General features: G+C 59.6%; 16 protein-coding genes. 12 read left to right on the top strand and 4 right to left on the bottom strand.

What is annotated here, in order from left to right:
- Nucleotides 1–98: 98 nt before the first annotated feature.
- From pobA to AC1D06_RS12155, 5 genes are all read left to right on the top strand, one after another.
- A complete protein-coding gene (gene pobA / locus AC1D06_RS12175; protein WP_477986420.1) occupies nucleotides 99–1,265 on the top strand; it encodes a 4-hydroxybenzoate 3-monooxygenase in 1,167 nt (388 codons plus the stop codon).
- 115 nt (nucleotides 1,266–1,380) lie between these two features.
- Complete coding sequence (locus AC1D06_RS12170; RefSeq protein ID WP_477879375.1) at nucleotides 1,381–1,749, top strand: DUF2325 domain-containing protein; 369 nt, start codon at nucleotides 1,381–1,383, stop codon at nucleotides 1,747–1,749.
- A gap of 246 nt (nucleotides 1,750–1,995) precedes the next feature.
- On the top strand, nucleotides 1,996–2,310 hold the full coding sequence (gene hmuQ / locus AC1D06_RS12165) for a heme-degrading protein HmuQ (RefSeq protein WP_477986419.1): 315 nt from the start codon (nucleotides 1,996–1,998) through the stop codon (nucleotides 2,308–2,310).
- Nucleotides 2,307–2,693, top strand: coding sequence for a bleomycin resistance protein (locus AC1D06_RS12160; protein ID WP_477986418.1), 387 nt, complete (start codon nucleotides 2,307–2,309; stop codon nucleotides 2,691–2,693). The genes hmuQ and AC1D06_RS12160 overlap by 4 nt, the downstream gene beginning before the upstream one ends.
- Nucleotides 2,694–3,128: 435 nt before the next feature.
- Complete coding sequence (locus AC1D06_RS12155; RefSeq protein WP_477986417.1) at nucleotides 3,129–3,485, top strand: hypothetical protein; 357 nt, start codon at nucleotides 3,129–3,131, stop codon at nucleotides 3,483–3,485.
- Between the two features lie 21 nt (nucleotides 3,486–3,506).
- Here the strand turns inward: AC1D06_RS12155 and AC1D06_RS12150 are convergent, their stop codons facing one another.
- The 3 genes from AC1D06_RS12150 to AC1D06_RS12140 are packed head-to-tail and all read right to left on the bottom strand — an operon-like array spanning nucleotide 3,507 to nucleotide 5,359.
- Nucleotides 3,507–3,878, bottom strand: a complete 372-nt coding sequence (locus AC1D06_RS12150) for a DUF423 domain-containing protein (RefSeq protein WP_477986416.1) — start codon at nucleotides 3,876–3,878, stop codon at nucleotides 3,507–3,509.
- The gene (locus AC1D06_RS12145; RefSeq protein WP_477986414.1) at nucleotides 3,875–4,276 is read right to left on the bottom strand and encodes a group II truncated hemoglobin; all 402 of its coding nucleotides are present in this window, start codon (nucleotides 4,274–4,276) and stop codon (nucleotides 3,875–3,877) included. Before AC1D06_RS12145 ends, AC1D06_RS12150 begins: the two co-directional genes overlap by 4 nt.
- Nucleotides 4,277–4,324: 48 nt before the next feature.
- A complete protein-coding gene (locus tag AC1D06_RS12140; protein ID WP_477986412.1) occupies nucleotides 4,325–5,359 on the bottom strand; it encodes a substrate-binding domain-containing protein in 1,035 nt (344 codons plus the stop codon).
- Between the two features lie 169 nt (nucleotides 5,360–5,528).
- Between AC1D06_RS12140 and AC1D06_RS12135 the strand changes: the two genes are divergently transcribed.
- The 6 genes from AC1D06_RS12135 to AC1D06_RS12110 all read left to right on the top strand — a co-directional run bounded on the left by AC1D06_RS12135 (nucleotide 5,529) and on the right by AC1D06_RS12110 (nucleotide 11,787).
- Nucleotides 5,529–6,530, top strand: coding sequence for a Gfo/Idh/MocA family protein (locus AC1D06_RS12135; protein WP_477986411.1), 1,002 nt, complete (start codon nucleotides 5,529–5,531; stop codon nucleotides 6,528–6,530).
- Nucleotide 6,531: 1 nt separating this feature from the next.
- Nucleotides 6,532–7,431: a sugar phosphate isomerase/epimerase family protein gene (locus tag AC1D06_RS12130; protein ID WP_477986410.1), complete on the top strand. Its 900-nt coding sequence runs from the start codon at nucleotides 6,532–6,534 to the stop codon at nucleotides 7,429–7,431.
- Between the two features lie 97 nt (nucleotides 7,432–7,528).
- Complete coding sequence (locus AC1D06_RS12125) at nucleotides 7,529–8,791, top strand: ABC transporter substrate-binding protein (protein ID WP_477986409.1); 1,263 nt, start codon at nucleotides 7,529–7,531, stop codon at nucleotides 8,789–8,791.
- A 64-nt stretch (nucleotides 8,792–8,855) separates the two neighbouring features.
- Entirely contained in the window at nucleotides 8,856–9,764 is a 909-nt protein-coding gene (locus AC1D06_RS12120) for a carbohydrate ABC transporter permease (protein WP_477879364.1), read from the top strand.
- A 3-nt stretch (nucleotides 9,765–9,767) separates the two neighbouring features.
- Nucleotides 9,768–10,655 (top strand): carbohydrate ABC transporter permease, encoded by an 888-nt coding sequence (locus tag AC1D06_RS12115; protein ID WP_477986408.1) that lies wholly within the window; start codon nucleotides 9,768–9,770, stop codon nucleotides 10,653–10,655.
- Between the two features lie 61 nt (nucleotides 10,656–10,716).
- Nucleotides 10,717–11,787 (top strand): ABC transporter ATP-binding protein, encoded by a 1,071-nt coding sequence (locus tag AC1D06_RS12110; RefSeq protein ID WP_477986407.1) that lies wholly within the window; start codon nucleotides 10,717–10,719, stop codon nucleotides 11,785–11,787.
- A 112-nt stretch (nucleotides 11,788–11,899) separates the two neighbouring features.
- On the opposite strand, the gene AC1D06_RS12105 is transcribed toward AC1D06_RS12110, so the two are convergent.
- On the bottom strand, nucleotides 11,900–13,609 hold the full coding sequence (locus tag AC1D06_RS12105) for a calcium-binding protein (RefSeq protein ID WP_477986406.1): 1,710 nt from the start codon (nucleotides 13,607–13,609) through the stop codon (nucleotides 11,900–11,902).
- A gap of 307 nt (nucleotides 13,610–13,916) precedes the next feature.
- Between AC1D06_RS12105 and AC1D06_RS12100 the strand changes: the two genes are divergently transcribed.
- Nucleotides 13,917–14,060 (top strand): hypothetical protein, encoded by a 144-nt coding sequence (locus AC1D06_RS12100; protein ID WP_477986405.1) that lies wholly within the window; start codon nucleotides 13,917–13,919, stop codon nucleotides 14,058–14,060.
- Nucleotides 14,061–14,254: the final 194 nt, after the last annotated feature.

Raw genomic sequence — 14,254 nt, 5'->3', positions numbered from 1 at the left:
TGGAAAACTGCATTCCACGAGTGTGACCGCCGAATTACCTTTTGGCAAGAGTGAAGAGGTCGAAGTCAGCAGATTTCTTCGCCTCCGGGGAGGAAAACATGCGCAGCCAGGTTGTAATTATCGGTTCGGGTCCGTCGGGACTGCTGCTCGGGGCTTTGCTCGATAATATCGGCATCGACAATGTCGTCCTCGATCGTGTCGACCGCGACTATATCCTCGGCCGGATCCGCGCCGGCGTGCTGGAAAGCGGCACGGCCGGCATGCTGGATCAGGCCGGCGCGGGGGTGCGGATGCATGCCGAAGGGCTCAACCATGATGGCTACAATCTCTCCTTTTCCGGCCGGCTGCTGCGGATCGACCTCAAGGGCCTGACCGGGCGGTCGGTGACGGTCTACGGCCAGACCGAACTGACCCGCGATCTGATGGACCATCGCGACAGATCCGGCGGCAAGACGATTTACGATGCCAAGAATGTCATGCCGCATGATTTCGATGGAAGGCCTTATGTGACCTTCGAGAAGGACGGCGTGACGCAGCGGATCGATTGCGATTTCATCGCCGGTTGCGACGGGTTTCACGGCGTGTCGCGCGCCGCGGTCGAGGGCAAGGGGCTGCAGCATTTCGACAAGCTCTATCCGTTCGGTTGGCTCGGCGTGCTCGCCGACGTGCCGCCCGTGCATCACGAACTGATTTATGCCAACCATCCGCGCGGCTTCGCGCTCTGTTCGCAGCGGTCGCACACCCGCAGCCGCTACTATGTGCAGGTGCCGCTGGAGGACAAGGTCGAGCAATGGTCCGACGACGCCTTCTGGGACGAGTTGCGCCGCCGCCTGCCGCAGGATGTTGCCGAGGCCATGGTCACCGGTCCGTCGATCGAGAAATCCATTGCGCCGCTGCGATCCTATGTGGCGGAGCCGCTGCGTTTCGGCGCGCTGTTCCTGGTCGGCGATGCCGGCCACATCGTGCCGCCGACCGGGGCCAAGGGGCTCAACCTCGCGGCGTCGGACGTGCATTACCTGTTCGAGGCGTTGCGCGACTTCTATGTCGAAAGGTCGCCCGCCGGCCTCGACGCCTATTCCGGGCAGGCGCTGGCGCGCATCTGGAAGGCCGAGCGTTTTTCCTGGTCGATGACGACGCTGATGCACCGTTTTCCCGCTAATGGCGAGTTTGATCAACGGGTGCAGGAGGCGGAGCTCGACTATCTCTCGTCGTCGCATGCGGCGCAAACGGCGATGGCGGAAAATTACGTCGGCCTGCCCTATTGAGCAGGGCGCATGCTGCCGCGTGATTTTTATTGACTAAAAAACTCAAGTTTAATCTTTACTAGAATAGTCAACTTATATATCCCTGCCGCTATCGAAACGGATTCGGAAGCGGCAGATGAGCAAAAAGTCCGGCAAGACCAATCGCGGCGGCGGTGAAAAGACGAGTGCGGCGAACCGCCAGATCCTGTATGTCGGCGGCCGCGATTGCCAGGTGGCGCATTTGCGCGAAATAGCCGAGAATTTCGGCCGCGAACTCATTCATCACGATGGCGGCCTGCGCGAGGCGGTGTCGCGCATCGACACCGTCCTGCCCTCCGTCGAATGCGTCTTCTGCCCGATCGACTGTATCAGCCATGACGCCTGCCTCAGGGTGAAGACGGGCTGCAAGAAAACCGGCACCTCTTTCATTCCCCTGCGCAACGGTTCGAAATCGAGTTTTGAGCGCGCCATGCAGGAACTGAGCGATCGGGCCAGGACCCGGTGAGCGAGTGGCGATTGCCGCTGCTGCTCGGCCTGCACCGGCTGGTCGAGACGTCTGGTGCGGGGCGTGTTCCGGAATTGCTGGCGCTTCGCGCGGCGGTCGCTGGGTTTAGTGCGGAACAATCCGAATGGCCGGGCAAGGAGCCGGTCCAGAAACGCAGATCAACGTCGACAAGGCCGCCGAGCAATGACAATGTCATCCCGTTCCGGCCTTATCTGCTTGCCAGGATCAGACGACGGAGTTGACGCCATGTACATCGCCATGAACCGCTTCAGGGTCGCTGCCGGTCGCGAGATGAAATTCGAAACCGTGTGGAAGAACCGCGATTCCAGCCTCGACGCCGTGCCCGGCTTTGTCGAGTTCCGGCTTTTGCGCGGCAAGACGGTCGCGGACGAAGGCTATACGCTGTTCGCCTCGCATACGATCTGGGCATCCGAGACGGATTTCCAGGCCTGGACGCGATCGGAAAATTTCCGCCAGGCGCATAAGAGCGCCGCCGACCATCGCGACCTCTACAAGGGACCGCCGGTCTTCGAAGGGTTCAACGTGGTGGACGGCGCATGAGCCGCGCGATCACCGAGGACGACCGGGTCGAGGTTCTGCCGATCCTGCCGTCGCTCGACATCGCCGAGACGCTGGCTTTTTATCGCGACTATCTCGGCTTCGAGACGGTGGGCTATGAGGCCAAGGATTATCTGATCATTTCGCGGATGTTCGCCGGTCATCGGATGGAGCTGCATTTCTGGCTGGCGGATGATCGGGCGCTCTGCGAGAAATCGGCGATCTATATCCGGGGCGGCGGCATCGATGTGCTGCATGCCGAGTTCTCCGCGAGGAACCTGCCGAAGCTGACGCCGATGAAGGCGCAGCCCTGGGGGATGGAAGAATTTTATGTGTTTGATCCACATGGGAACCTGTTGAAGTTCGGTCGGATACCGCAGGAGTAATCGGGCCGGACGGGTCAGCCGATCGGCCTATCCGCGCCGAGGGCTGGGAATGGCCGCCACAACCTATCGATCTACCGAAAATAAGCTCTCGCCTGGCCGGGTTCGTCGCCCAGCGCCGCCGCCTGTAGCCGTCAAATCGCGCTGCTAATTCACAATGAGTATTTACAATGCCTCAATGATAATTTATCAATGAGGCATTGGAGGTACTCAATGAATGTATCAAGCAAAGGCCTTCGCGAGAAAATCACCCGTTGGGGCCTTTCCCAGGCGGAGTTCGCCCGGTGGCTTCAGGTGTCCCCTGGTGCGGTGGCCCAATGGCTGGCGGAATCCCGGTCAATCCCTGGACCGGTCAGTGCCTTCATCAAATTGTTCGAAAGCCTCCCGCCTTCCTTGCAGGATCGGGAGCTTTCTCAGCTGAAGAAAGGAAATGTCGAGATGGACGGAATGTATGCGGTAGAATTCGCCGGCAGCGCCGGTATCGGAGGCGTCAGCCTGACTTTCAAGGATGGCGTCGTGTACGGCTTCGATCTGGGCGGCGCCGTTTATGACGGGCGGTATAGCCCGGGTGAAACGCCTGGCATGACCACGGTAGAGCTCGCCGTGAAAATAGCCGCCGGCCGGCCAAGTGTCATTCGTGGCATTGTCCAGCCTTTCGACTGGACGGTGCTTGCCAAGATTGAATTTCCAACCAATGCGGCTGACGGTCTGGTCAAGGTCAGCACCAATATGGGTGAAACTGTCGATGCCACGTTCACGCGCATGCGCGACGTGCCGACAGCGATGAAATCCTGAAATAGCATCCGCGCGCGGATATTATCTGGCGTTCCCTGGCGGGAAAAGCGCCGCTGCAGCCACGGCGACCCAACCCAGGATCATCATCGTCCCGCCGATCGGCGCAGCCATCGGAAACAGTCCGTGGCCGAACTTCGCCAGGATCGACACATCGCCGGCGAACAGGACACAGCCCACGGTGATCAACAGGCTCGCCACCGGTGCCGTCCGCACCATTCGCCAGCCGATGAACAGTCCGAGCAAAGCTGGCGCCTGAGTCAGGCAGATGAGGGCGGCGGCGCCGTAGAGTCTCGTGTCGCCGCCATGGGCGGCAAGGGCCGAGAAGCCGACGCCGAAGGCGCCGATCAGACCGGCGAAGAACAAAGCGAGGCGGGGCATAAGCGCAAAAATCATTCGCCGCTCTCCTCGCGGTTCTGCATGTGGAAGGCGAGCCGTTCGATCGGCGCCCAGATGAGCTCGCGCAGTTTGGGATGCTCGATCGCCTCGTCCATCGCCTGGCGGAAGCAAAGAATCCATTCGTCGCGTTCCTTAGGCCCGATGGCCGCGATGAAATGGCGCGAGCGCAGGCGCGGATGGCCGTATTTGTCGGTGTAGAGCGGTGGGCCGCCGAGATAGCCGGTCAGATATTCGTAGAGTTTCTGCTCGGCATTGGCGAGGCTTGGCGGATGCACGGCGCGGACATGGCTTGCTTCCGGCAGCGTGTCCATCAGCTCGTAGAAGCGGCGGACCAGCGTGCGGATGGCCGCCTCGCCGCCGATGGCCTCGTAAAGGGTGATCGTCTCTTCGCTCATGCCGCCCATATGCGGTGCAGTCGCGTGGCCGTCAATGCGACAAGAGGATTAATCGCTGATGTATACCGCGTCGCTGTCGCCCGGGACCAATTCCACAGGCCAGACTTTGCGTGTGATGCCCTGCGGATAGGCGGTGGCATAGTCGGGTATGGTGGCCAGCAGTGCCTCCGCCAGGGCCTCACCAAGATGCCGCAGCGACGCCTTGAAGCAAGTGAGGCTTGGCGCCAGGATGGTCGCCTGCGGGCTGTAGCGGCCGATGACCGCGATGTCGCGTCCGGGCTTGATGCCGGCGTCCTCGAAGCCGCGATAGAGCCCGAGCGCAATGGTTTCATTGACCAGCACMACGGCCGTGGGGCGGTTCTGGCTCGCCGCAATGTTGCGGGCAATCTGATAGCCGCCTGCCTCGTTCGGTGTCGAAGGGAAGATCAGACTGTCGTCGAGCGCCAGGCCGTGCCTGGCCATCACTTCGCGACAGCGGTCGACAAAGAGATAGCCGAGATTGATCTCGTCATGCGGCTTGGTGACGGCGATGCGGCGATGACCGCGCGCAATCAGCCGCTCGATCGAAATCTCTGCGATACTCTCGAAATCGAGATCGAGCCAGGGCTGTCCGACATCGGTCAAACTGCGTCCAAGCGATACGAATGGAATATTGTGCTCGGCGAGGAATTCGATGCGCGGGTCCTGCCGACGGGTCGCGGAAATGATCACCCCATCGGCAAAGCCGCGCGCCACCATGCGCCGGAGATAATCATACGGATCTTCTTCCGAGGAGCAGAGCAAGGCTACGAGATCGAGCTTGTGACGGGCGAAAACGGTCTGCACGCCATCGAATACGCTCATGAAGAATGTGTCGCCCTGGCCAGTGATCTCCGTGCCGGTCTGCATCATGAAGCCGATGACGCCGGTGCGCCCCTGCCGGAGACTGCGGCCGGACTGGTTGGGCGCATAGCCATGAGCCTTCGCCGCCTCCAGCACGCGCTTGCGCGTTTCCGGATTGACATCGGGCTTCCCGTTCAGCGCCCGGGACACCGTTCCAATCGAGATGTCGAGGTGCCGGGCAAGCTGCTTTATGCCCTTCATTGCGGTGTCCTGTCTGCCTGAATGAGCAAAGTATGAAATCCTCCTATTGACATAGAACATTTTTACGGCATAGTCATCGTAAACGTTTACGGAAATCATATTTCCGGCGAAATCAGACCCGGGGAGGGGATTTGTGCGGAGGAATACCGTTATTTGCGGCTGCGGCGGGATGGCGAAAGGGTGGCTCAGGGCCATCACCGAGCATGCTGCGCTCGCCGATCAGATCCGGATCGTCGGGTTCGTCGATCTCGATCTTGCGACGGCCAAAAAGCTCGCCGCCGAGTTCAATCTCGCGGATGTCAAGTGCGGCACCGATCTCGCCTCCGTCCTTCAGGAAACCAAAGCTGAACTCCTGTTCGACATTGTTGTTCCACCGGCGCGGATGAATGTGGTGAAAATCGGCCTCGATCATGGTTGCCATGTGTTGTCGGAGAAGCCGATGGCGACGTCGATCGCCCAGGCCGACGAGATGATCGCGCTGGCCGAAAAGGCCGGCCGTGTCCATGCCGTGGTGCAGAACCGCCGTTACATCCCCGGTATCCGCCGGCTGCGCGCCTTCGTCGAAAGCGGTACGATCGGCGAATTGACCGGCGTGCATTGTGATTTCTTCATCGGCGCCCATTTCGGCGGCTTTCGCGAAGAGATGGACAACGTGCTGCTGCTCGACATGGCAATCCACACCTTTGACGCGGCCCGCTTCGTCTCCGCCAAGGTGCCGGAGGCCGTCTACTGCCATGAGACCAATCCGAATGGTTCTTGGTACCGGCATGGTGCTTCGGCCTTTGCCATCTTCGAAATGTCGGATGCCGTGACCTTCACCTATCGAGGATCATGGTGCGCGGAAGGCGCCAATACAAGCTGGGAAAGCCGGTGGCGGATCACCGGCACCAAGGGCACGGTACTCTGGGACGGCGCAGAGATTTTCGACGCGCATCGCGTTGCCGCCGACGAGGGTTTTTTGCGCGAGCAGGAGGAAATCTCCGTGCCCGACGCGGTCAACGCATCGGAGAAGGAAGGCCATGCGAGCGTTATCGCCGCCTTCCTCAAAGCCGTCGAGACCGGCGGGAAGCCGGAAACAACCGGCGAGGACAATATCAAAAGCCTGGCCATGGTGCTTGCCGCGATCGAAAGCGCCAAGACCCGCCAGCGCGTCACGATTGGAGAGAAGTGAAGTGAGCAATCCGGCAAAATCCATCCGCATCGGCACGATGGTCAGCGCCAGCGCCGGCAAGGCGGCGACGCGTATCGGCCAGATCGCCGATATGGGCTTCGAGAGTTTCGAGCCGTTCTTCTGGCAGACCACCAATGGCCAGGACCTGGCCGAACTCGGCAAGCGCTGTAAGGAAGCGATCGGCGATCGCGACATCACCATTTCGACGCTCGGCATGTTCGGCAATCCCTTGGAGACGACGGCGATCGATCTCGACACGCTGCAGGGCTGGAAGGACTGCATCGACACTGCGCATCATTTCGGCGCCACATGCGTTGCCGGCTTTACTGGCCGCATCCGCAACAAGGTGCTGACCGACAGCCTGCCGCGCTACAAGGAGGTCTGGACCGATCTCGCCAAGCGCGCCGCCGACAAGGGCGTCAAGATCGCCTTCGAGAATTGCGCCATGGACGGCAACTGGGCGACGGGTGATTGGAACATCGCTCATAACCCGGACGCCTGGGAACTGATGTTCAACGAGACGCCGTTCGACAATATCGGGCTCGAATGGGAGCCCTGTCACCAGTTGGTCTACCTGATCGAGCCGATCCCGCAGATCCGCAAATGGGCGCACAAATTCTTCCACGTGCATGGCAAGGACGCGACCATCCGCTGGGACGTGATCCGGGAACACGGCATTTTCGGCAAGGAGAAATTCCTCTTCATGCGCACGCCGGGCTTCGGCGACACCAACTGGACGGATGTGATTTCCGAACTGCGCCTGGCCGGCTGGTCGGGCTCGATCGATATCGAAGGCTGGCATGATCCGGTCTATCGCGATGCCCTGGAAATGACCGGCCAGGTGCATGCCTTGAACTATCTGAAGAATTGCCGTGGTGGAGAATTTGTTGTCGATCCCTGATCGCTAACATATGCTCTTGCATATCGGGCTGGGAGGCTCGATATGCCACGGCCGGGTTTGATTTGGCGCGGCGCTGCCGCATTTTTGGGAGGAAAGCATGAAAGCGATAAAGAAATTTGCCTTGGCACTTGGCGTGTCGATGCTGATGACGGCGACCGGCCATGCCGAAGGCAAGACCTTCAAGATCTGGTGGTTCGAGGATGCGCCTTCGGCCCAGGGCATTACCTGGAAGAAGGCACTTGAAGAATTCAAGGCGAAGCACCCGGACGTGACCGTCAGCTTCGAACAGAAGACCTTTCAGCAGTTGCAGGCCTCCGGCAGCATGATCCTCAATTCGGATCAGGCGCCCGACGTTCTCGAATATAACAAGGGCAATGCGACCGCAGGCCTCGTCTCGAGCCAGGGGCTGCTGACCAATCTCGATGACTATGTGAAAAAGGAAGGCTGGGACAAGATCCTCAACGAGGGCGATCTCGTGCTCAGCAAGTATGACGACAAGGGCATCTATGGCTCCGGCCATGTCTGGGGCATCTCGGTCTACGGCGAATATGTGTCGTGCTTCTACAATATCGACATGTTCGAAAAGGCCGGCCTGAAAGTGCCGACGACGATCGACGAATGGGTCGCCGACATGGATGCCTTCAAGCAGAAGGGCATCACGCCTCTGGCGCTTGGCGCCATCGACACCAGCGGCCAGCATCTGCTTGCCACGCTCGCCTATACCAAGGCGGACGATAACTGGGTGCACAACTACCAGGGCCTGAAGGCGCCGCTCGATGGTGCCCCCTATCTCTATGCAGCCAAGACCGCGCTTGACTGGGTCAGCAAGGGCTATATCAGCAAGGACTCGACGGGCATGAAAGACCCCGACGCGGCCCTGCTCTTTACCTCCGGCAAGGCGCCGATGTATGTCTCGGGCACCTGGAACCTCGGCCTGTTCTCCTCGACCATCAAGGACTTCAAATGGGGTCAGTTCGTCATCCCGACGCCGAAATATTCGGTTGGTTCGACGGGCAATCTCTGGGTCATTCCCAAGGGCTCCAAGAACCCCGATCTCGCAGCTGAGTGGATCAGCCTGACGCTGTCGCCGAAATACCAGGCCGAACTCGGCAACAATGGCGGTGTGCCAATTGCGGCCGATGCTTCTGCGATCACCAATACGGTCGGCAAGAACGCGGCTGCGGTGTTCAAGCAGATTTCGGACAAGAACGGCCTCGGCTTCTACCCTGACTGGCCGGTCCCGGGTTACTACGACGTGCTTATCCAGAAGGGCACGGGCCTTTTCCAGGGAAGTTTGACCGCGGAACAGTTCGTCGAGCAGATCAAGCAGGTCTACGACGACGCGCAGTCCAACCAGTAACGACTTTCAAAGCCAGGCTGCGCCCTCGGGCGCAGCCAATAGGGGACGTGAGAGGAAGAACGACATGGCCGCAGCCAGCCAGGGACCGAGCGACAGCCGGTGGAGCTATCGCCTATACCTCATCCCGGGGCTGATCGGCTTCATCCTGATCGTGCTCATACCGCAGCTTGCCAATTTCGGGCTGAGCTTTACGGCATGGAAGGGCGTCGGCACCCCGCGCCCGGTCGGCCTGCAGAATTATCATCGGCTGCTCACGGACGATCAATTCTGGGGGTCGATGTATCATACGCTGCTGTTCATCATCTCGATGACGATCATTCCCGTCTGCATCGGCCTGGTGCTGGCTGCCCTGCTCTTCGATTATATCAGGGACCAGTTCGGGGAATGGGTCGCAAGTCTGTTCAGAGCCGGCTTCTACCTGCCGCAAATTCTCCCCGTGACGGTCGCCGGCGTGCTTTGGGGGTGGATCCTCAATCCTCTCGGCGTTATCAATATCGTGCTCAAGGCAATCGGCCTTGGAGCCCTGGCGCAGAATTGGGTTGGCGATGCCACATACGCGCTTGCCGCGGTCTCTCTCGTCATCGTCTGGATCCAGGTCGGCTACTGCCTGGTCGTGTTCATGGCCGGCCTGTCGCGCATCGACCCTTCTCTCTACGAGGCGGCTGAACTCGACGGCGCTGGCTGGGGGAGCCGGTTCCTGACGATCACCATTCCGCTGCTGGCACCTGAAATTTTCGTTGTGGTCCTGACGACGCTGATCGCGGCGCTCAAAGTGTTTGCGCCGATCTTCGTCATCACCGCGGGCGGGCCTGACAATGCCACCCTGGTACCCTCCTATCTGACTTACTATCACTTTTTCACAACGCAGCGCGTGGGCTATGCCGCAGCGATCGCGGTCGTGCAAACGATCCTGACGATCGTCCTGGCGGTGATCTTCCTGCGCTTCCAGGCACGCCAGGAGCGGACGGAGTAGATCATGGCCTATTCAGCTGTCAGCGACGGTGTGACCAAGACAAAGGCTGCTGCGACAGCCCATCGGCCGCGGCGAGGTTCAGCGCGGTGGGTGGTGCTGGCGTTCCTTATCCTGTTGCTCGCCGTCACGCTGTTTCCGTTTTTCCTTGCTTTGCTCAACGCCGTCAAGGCGAGCGCCGAATATGCCGTTGGCGGCCCGCTTTCGATCCCGCATTCGATCGACCTGACGTCGATCGAGAAATTCTGGACGGTCTCCGATTTCACCCGCAAACTGTTCAACAGCGTGCTGATCAGCTTCGGTGTCGCGGTGCTCGGCGTGTTGATCAGCCTGTTCAACGCCTATGCGATCGGCGTGGGCAAGGTGCCGGGCTCGCGCCTGATCCTGGTAGTGTTTCTGATGGGCATCATGGTGCCGCAGGAATCGATCATCTACCCGCTCTATTACATGGCCAAGGCGACCGGCCTTTACGACACACAGCTCGTCGTCATCTTCATTTTCGCAGTCCTGCAAAGCGCTTTCGGCACTTACCTGCTCTCGACGGTGCTCAGCACATTTCCGCGGGAGATCCTCGAAGCAGCCGAGATGGACGGCTCGAACCACTGGGACACGTTGTGGCTGGTGATCGTGCCGGTGCTCAGGCCAACGCTCATGGTTTTGGGAACGTTCTTCTTCATCTGGACCTGGAACGAATTTCTGATCCCGCTGGTCATGCTGGTGTCCAACGACAATCAGACAGTCTCCGTGGCCATGGGGCTGACCCGCGGCCAGAACATGTCGGACCCGGTGCTGCAGGCGTCGGCCGCGTTCCTCGGCATCATACCGACCGTGATCTTCTTCCTGATCTTCCAGCGCACGCTGACGCGCGGTATCGCGGCCGGAGCGGTCAAATGACGGCGCTCTCCACTCTCGGGCATCTCATCGGTCTCGTTGCGGGACCAGCAAGGGTTTCGGCATGAACCAGGACATCCAGATCGAGCTTTCGGGCATCGAGAAACATTACGGCGCCTTCCATGCGCTCAAGGATATCAACCTGACGATCCCGAAGGGCATGTTCGTCGCCCTGGTCGGTCCGTCCGGCTGCGGCAAGTCGACGCTGCTGCGCTCGCTTGCCGGCCTCGAAAAGATCACCGGCGGCACATTGAAGATTGCCGGCGAATTGATGAACGACGTGCCGCCGCGCATGCGCGACATCGCCATGGTGTTTCAATCCTACGCGCTCTATCCGCACATGACCGTCGAGCAGAACCTCACCTATTCGCTGAGAATGCGCAAAGTCCCAAAACCGGAGGCGAAGAAGAAGGCCGAGGAAGTGGCGACGATCGCCGGCCTGTCCGGCCTGCTCGACCGCTATCCGCGGCAGCTTTCCGGCGGCCAGCGCCAGCGCGTCGCCATGGGCCGCGCCATCATCCGCAATCCCAAGGCCTTCCTGTTCGACGAACCGCTGTCCAATCTCGATGCGGCGCTGCGTGTTTCGATGCGCAAGGAAATCCGGGCGCTGCACGATCGGCTCGGCGCGACGTCGGTCTATGTCACGCATGACCAGATCGAGGCGATGACCATGGCCGACCATGTCGTGGTGATGCGCGATGGCGTGATCGAGCAGCAGGGCGCACCGCTCGAGCTTTACGACCGGCCGGCCAATCGCTTTGTCGCGGGTTTCATCGGTTCGCCGGCAATGAACTTTCTGCCGGCGACCGGCATCGAGGGCGGCCGGATCGTTCTCGATGTTCCCGGCCGGCCGTCGATCCATTGTGCCGAGCCGGTCGCCGTCGGCCGGAAGGTTCTGGCCGGCATGCGGCCGGAACATCTGCGCGTCGCCCATGATGGATCCGATGGCTTCGAAATGCCGGTGATCGGCATCGAATCGACAGGCTCGCTGACCTATATCACCCTAGGCGCCGATCCCGAGATTACGCTTGTCGAGCAGGGTCGGGAGCGCGTCCGCCCCGGCGACACGCTGATGCTGGCGATCAACCCCAGCCTGGTGCATTTGTTCGATCCCGACACGGGCAAGCGGGTTTGATTATTTTCCGCTCAAGCCTCGGATGGCCAGATCGCTTTCGACCATATCGGAGTTGTGCATCTTCCTGACTGTCAGCGTGTCGTCAGTCTTGAACAGCAGATGACGGAGGGTGTCACAGCATGAAGTCCGCCTTGGCGAAGTTTATGGAGCCGTCGATACGGATCGCGAAGTCGGCGCCATTGATCCCATCGGTGTCGGCGTAGACATAAGTGTCGCCACCGTCCTTCTCGAAGCGGAGTTCGCCTGCCTTTCCAGAGAAATCCTGGGAACCGATGAAGGTAAAATCCTGATTGCCCTTCGTGTTGCCATTGGCGTCGATGGCGTGCAGATCGATCCTATCTCCATCGGAATGGCTGAAATCCTTGATGACGTCGAGTGCGGCGCCACCGTCATTCAGTTTCAGACTGTCGAGACGATCGATATAGATAAACTGGTCAGCGCCGCCGCCGCCGGTGAGATCGTCGCCGCCGCCACCGCCGGTGAGCCGGTCATTGCCACCACGTCCATCCAACATCCCGCGGCTCCCAAATCCTCCTCCGGCGACGACCACATTGGCTTTGTCATCACCAGAGAAAGCAGTAGTCGTCCCAGTAAGGTTAAATATCTCGACATTGTCGAATGTCGTTCCGGCCGCAGCGCCGGAGTTGTTGGCTGGTGTTTCGAGATCGATGCTGGCGTCTCCATCGATCCGAACCGTGTCGCGCCCGGTTCCACCCTTGATCGTGTCGCCACCACCATCGACCCCAACGAAATCGTTGCCGCCACCCATGACGAAACTGTCGTCACCACCGCCAATGCTTTCGACATGCTCTGCCGCAGTTGTGCCGACGAAGCCAACAGTGGTGTTGGAAAACAGGAACTCTTCGACGCTGGTGATCACGTCGCCCTTGGCGTCTCCGATGTTGTTGGCAGGATTTATGAGATCGACAATTGTCGTCGTCAGGTCGGGGCCGTATCCGCCGAAGGCAATTTGGTCCGTGCCGCCGCCTCCCGAAAGAACATCCCCGCCTTCACCGCCGTTGAGAAAATCGTTACCTTTGCCGCCGATCAGAATATCATTGCCCTCGCTGCCAGCCAGGCGGTCATTACCGTCCAAACCTTTCAGTGTGTCGTCGCCGGTACTGCCCAAGAAGACGTTGGTTGCTTTGCTGCCGATGACGATATCGTCGAGGATCGTGCCTTCGATATCCTCGACATGGCTGAGCCTGTCGGTCTGGCCATAGGGATTGATGACCAAGCCCGTGATGAGGTTCGCATTAAGGCCATTGTGCGCGGAAATATCGAGATAGCTAACCTTGTCCTCGCCGGCCCCGCCATCGAAAGTCAGTCTGCCTTTGTAGCCACCGCGATCGACTGTTTCGTTGGCAAGCCCGCCATGGACGATGTCATTGCCGCTGCCGGTGTACAAAAAGAGGCTATCGCCGACGTCCCCCCTACCGTAGATGATGTCGTTGCCCGACAATGCTTTGTCCACAAGTCCCGTGAGGCCAGTTTTTCCGACAAGCAGATTCTCGTATTTAGCGAGTGAAAGATGAATATTGCTGATCGTGAACAGCCTCTCGCCTTCTGCGCCTTTCACAGTAAAATCGGTCACAAAGGCGTTTGAGTTATCTAGAGTGGCCGTTATACTTCCATATGGGCTAGATGAGGCTTGCAATCTACTGCCCGGTGATGGGTGCCCAAAATCGAGGTCCGCATTTATCTTATGCCCTTGGAGAAAAAACGCAGTAATATCAATGACGTCAAATTGATCAGACGCGAATAAACTAATGAATTTAAAAGTATTCTCAATGGCTTGACCGTCTGTTGTCGCAGGCAACATTACAGTTCTCCAGAAAATTGACGATTGCCAAGCGACATGCCTGATGGTGCGGAGCTGGTCTCTCGTCCGCTCCGGCAAGATGTCATTCTCAGTCTATGGCAAATTATCCTTTGGTCCCCCCACAAACAGGGTAGTTTAACTAAAATAATTGCGACTGTGAAAATCACTGTGCCGAGCGCGATTTGATGTTTACCCCAGCCGCCTGCGGCGGCAAGATTTGGTCCAACATGATAAGGCGCGGCGCCGTTCGGCGGAACAGGCGATGACTCATGCGTCAACCGGCCGCCGCCGACAGGAAGATCGCCGCGTGGTCCATAATGGACTCGAAGGCTTCGAAATGCCGGTGGCCGGCATCGAATCGACGCGCTCGCTGACCTATATCACCCTGGGCGCCGATCTTGAGATCACCTTGGTCGAGCAGGGCGTGAACACGTCCGGCCGGGCGACATGATGCGGCTTGCGATCGATCGGGGGCTCGTGCATCTCTCCGATCCGGGGAGCAACCGGCGGATTTGAGCCCGGAGGTATCAAAGGTGGAAGTTCGGTGCGCGAGCCGCTTGCTCCCTCTTCTCTCCGAGGGGAGAAGAGGGAGCCGCTGCCGGCGTTTCCGCCAAAATCCTGCTACGCGCCGGGTATCTCAAAACG

Source organism: Rhizobium sp. P2_G2 (genome assembly GCF_056403555.1).
This window is presented reverse-complemented; position numbering and strand designations above follow the sequence as displayed.

Bases quoted from the DNA above. Each gene is read 5' to 3' on its own strand.
- pobA (WP_477986420.1), top strand. From the start codon at position 99: ATGCGCAGCCAGGTTGTAATTATCGGTTCGGGTCCGTCGGGACTGCTG.
- AC1D06_RS12170 (WP_477879375.1), top strand. From the start codon at position 1,381: ATGAGCAAAAAGTCCGGCAAGACCAATCGCGGCGGCGGTGAAAAGACG.
- hmuQ (WP_477986419.1), top strand. From the start codon at position 1,996: ATGTACATCGCCATGAACCGCTTCAGGGTCGCTGCCGGTCGCGAGATG.
- AC1D06_RS12160 (WP_477986418.1), top strand. From the start codon at position 2,307: ATGAGCCGCGCGATCACCGAGGACGACCGGGTCGAGGTTCTGCCGATC.
- AC1D06_RS12155 (WP_477986417.1), top strand. From the start codon at position 3,129: ATGGACGGAATGTATGCGGTAGAATTCGCCGGCAGCGCCGGTATCGGA.
- AC1D06_RS12150 (WP_477986416.1), bottom strand. From the start codon at position 3,878: ATGATTTTTGCGCTTATGCCCCGCCTCGCTTTGTTCTTCGCCGGTCTG.
- AC1D06_RS12145 (WP_477986414.1), bottom strand. From the start codon at position 4,276: ATGAGCGAAGAGACGATCACCCTTTACGAGGCCATCGGCGGCGAGGCG.
- AC1D06_RS12135 (WP_477986411.1), top strand. From the start codon at position 5,529: ATGGCGAAAGGGTGGCTCAGGGCCATCACCGAGCATGCTGCGCTCGCC.
- AC1D06_RS12125 (WP_477986409.1), top strand. From the start codon at position 7,529: ATGAAAGCGATAAAGAAATTTGCCTTGGCACTTGGCGTGTCGATGCTG.
- AC1D06_RS12120 (WP_477879364.1), top strand. From the start codon at position 8,856: ATGGCCGCAGCCAGCCAGGGACCGAGCGACAGCCGGTGGAGCTATCGC.
- AC1D06_RS12115 (WP_477986408.1), top strand. From the start codon at position 9,768: ATGGCCTATTCAGCTGTCAGCGACGGTGTGACCAAGACAAAGGCTGCT.
- AC1D06_RS12110 (WP_477986407.1), top strand. From the start codon at position 10,717: ATGAACCAGGACATCCAGATCGAGCTTTCGGGCATCGAGAAACATTAC.
- AC1D06_RS12105 (WP_477986406.1), bottom strand. From the start codon at position 13,609: ATGTTGCCTGCGACAACAGACGGTCAAGCCATTGAGAATACTTTTAAA.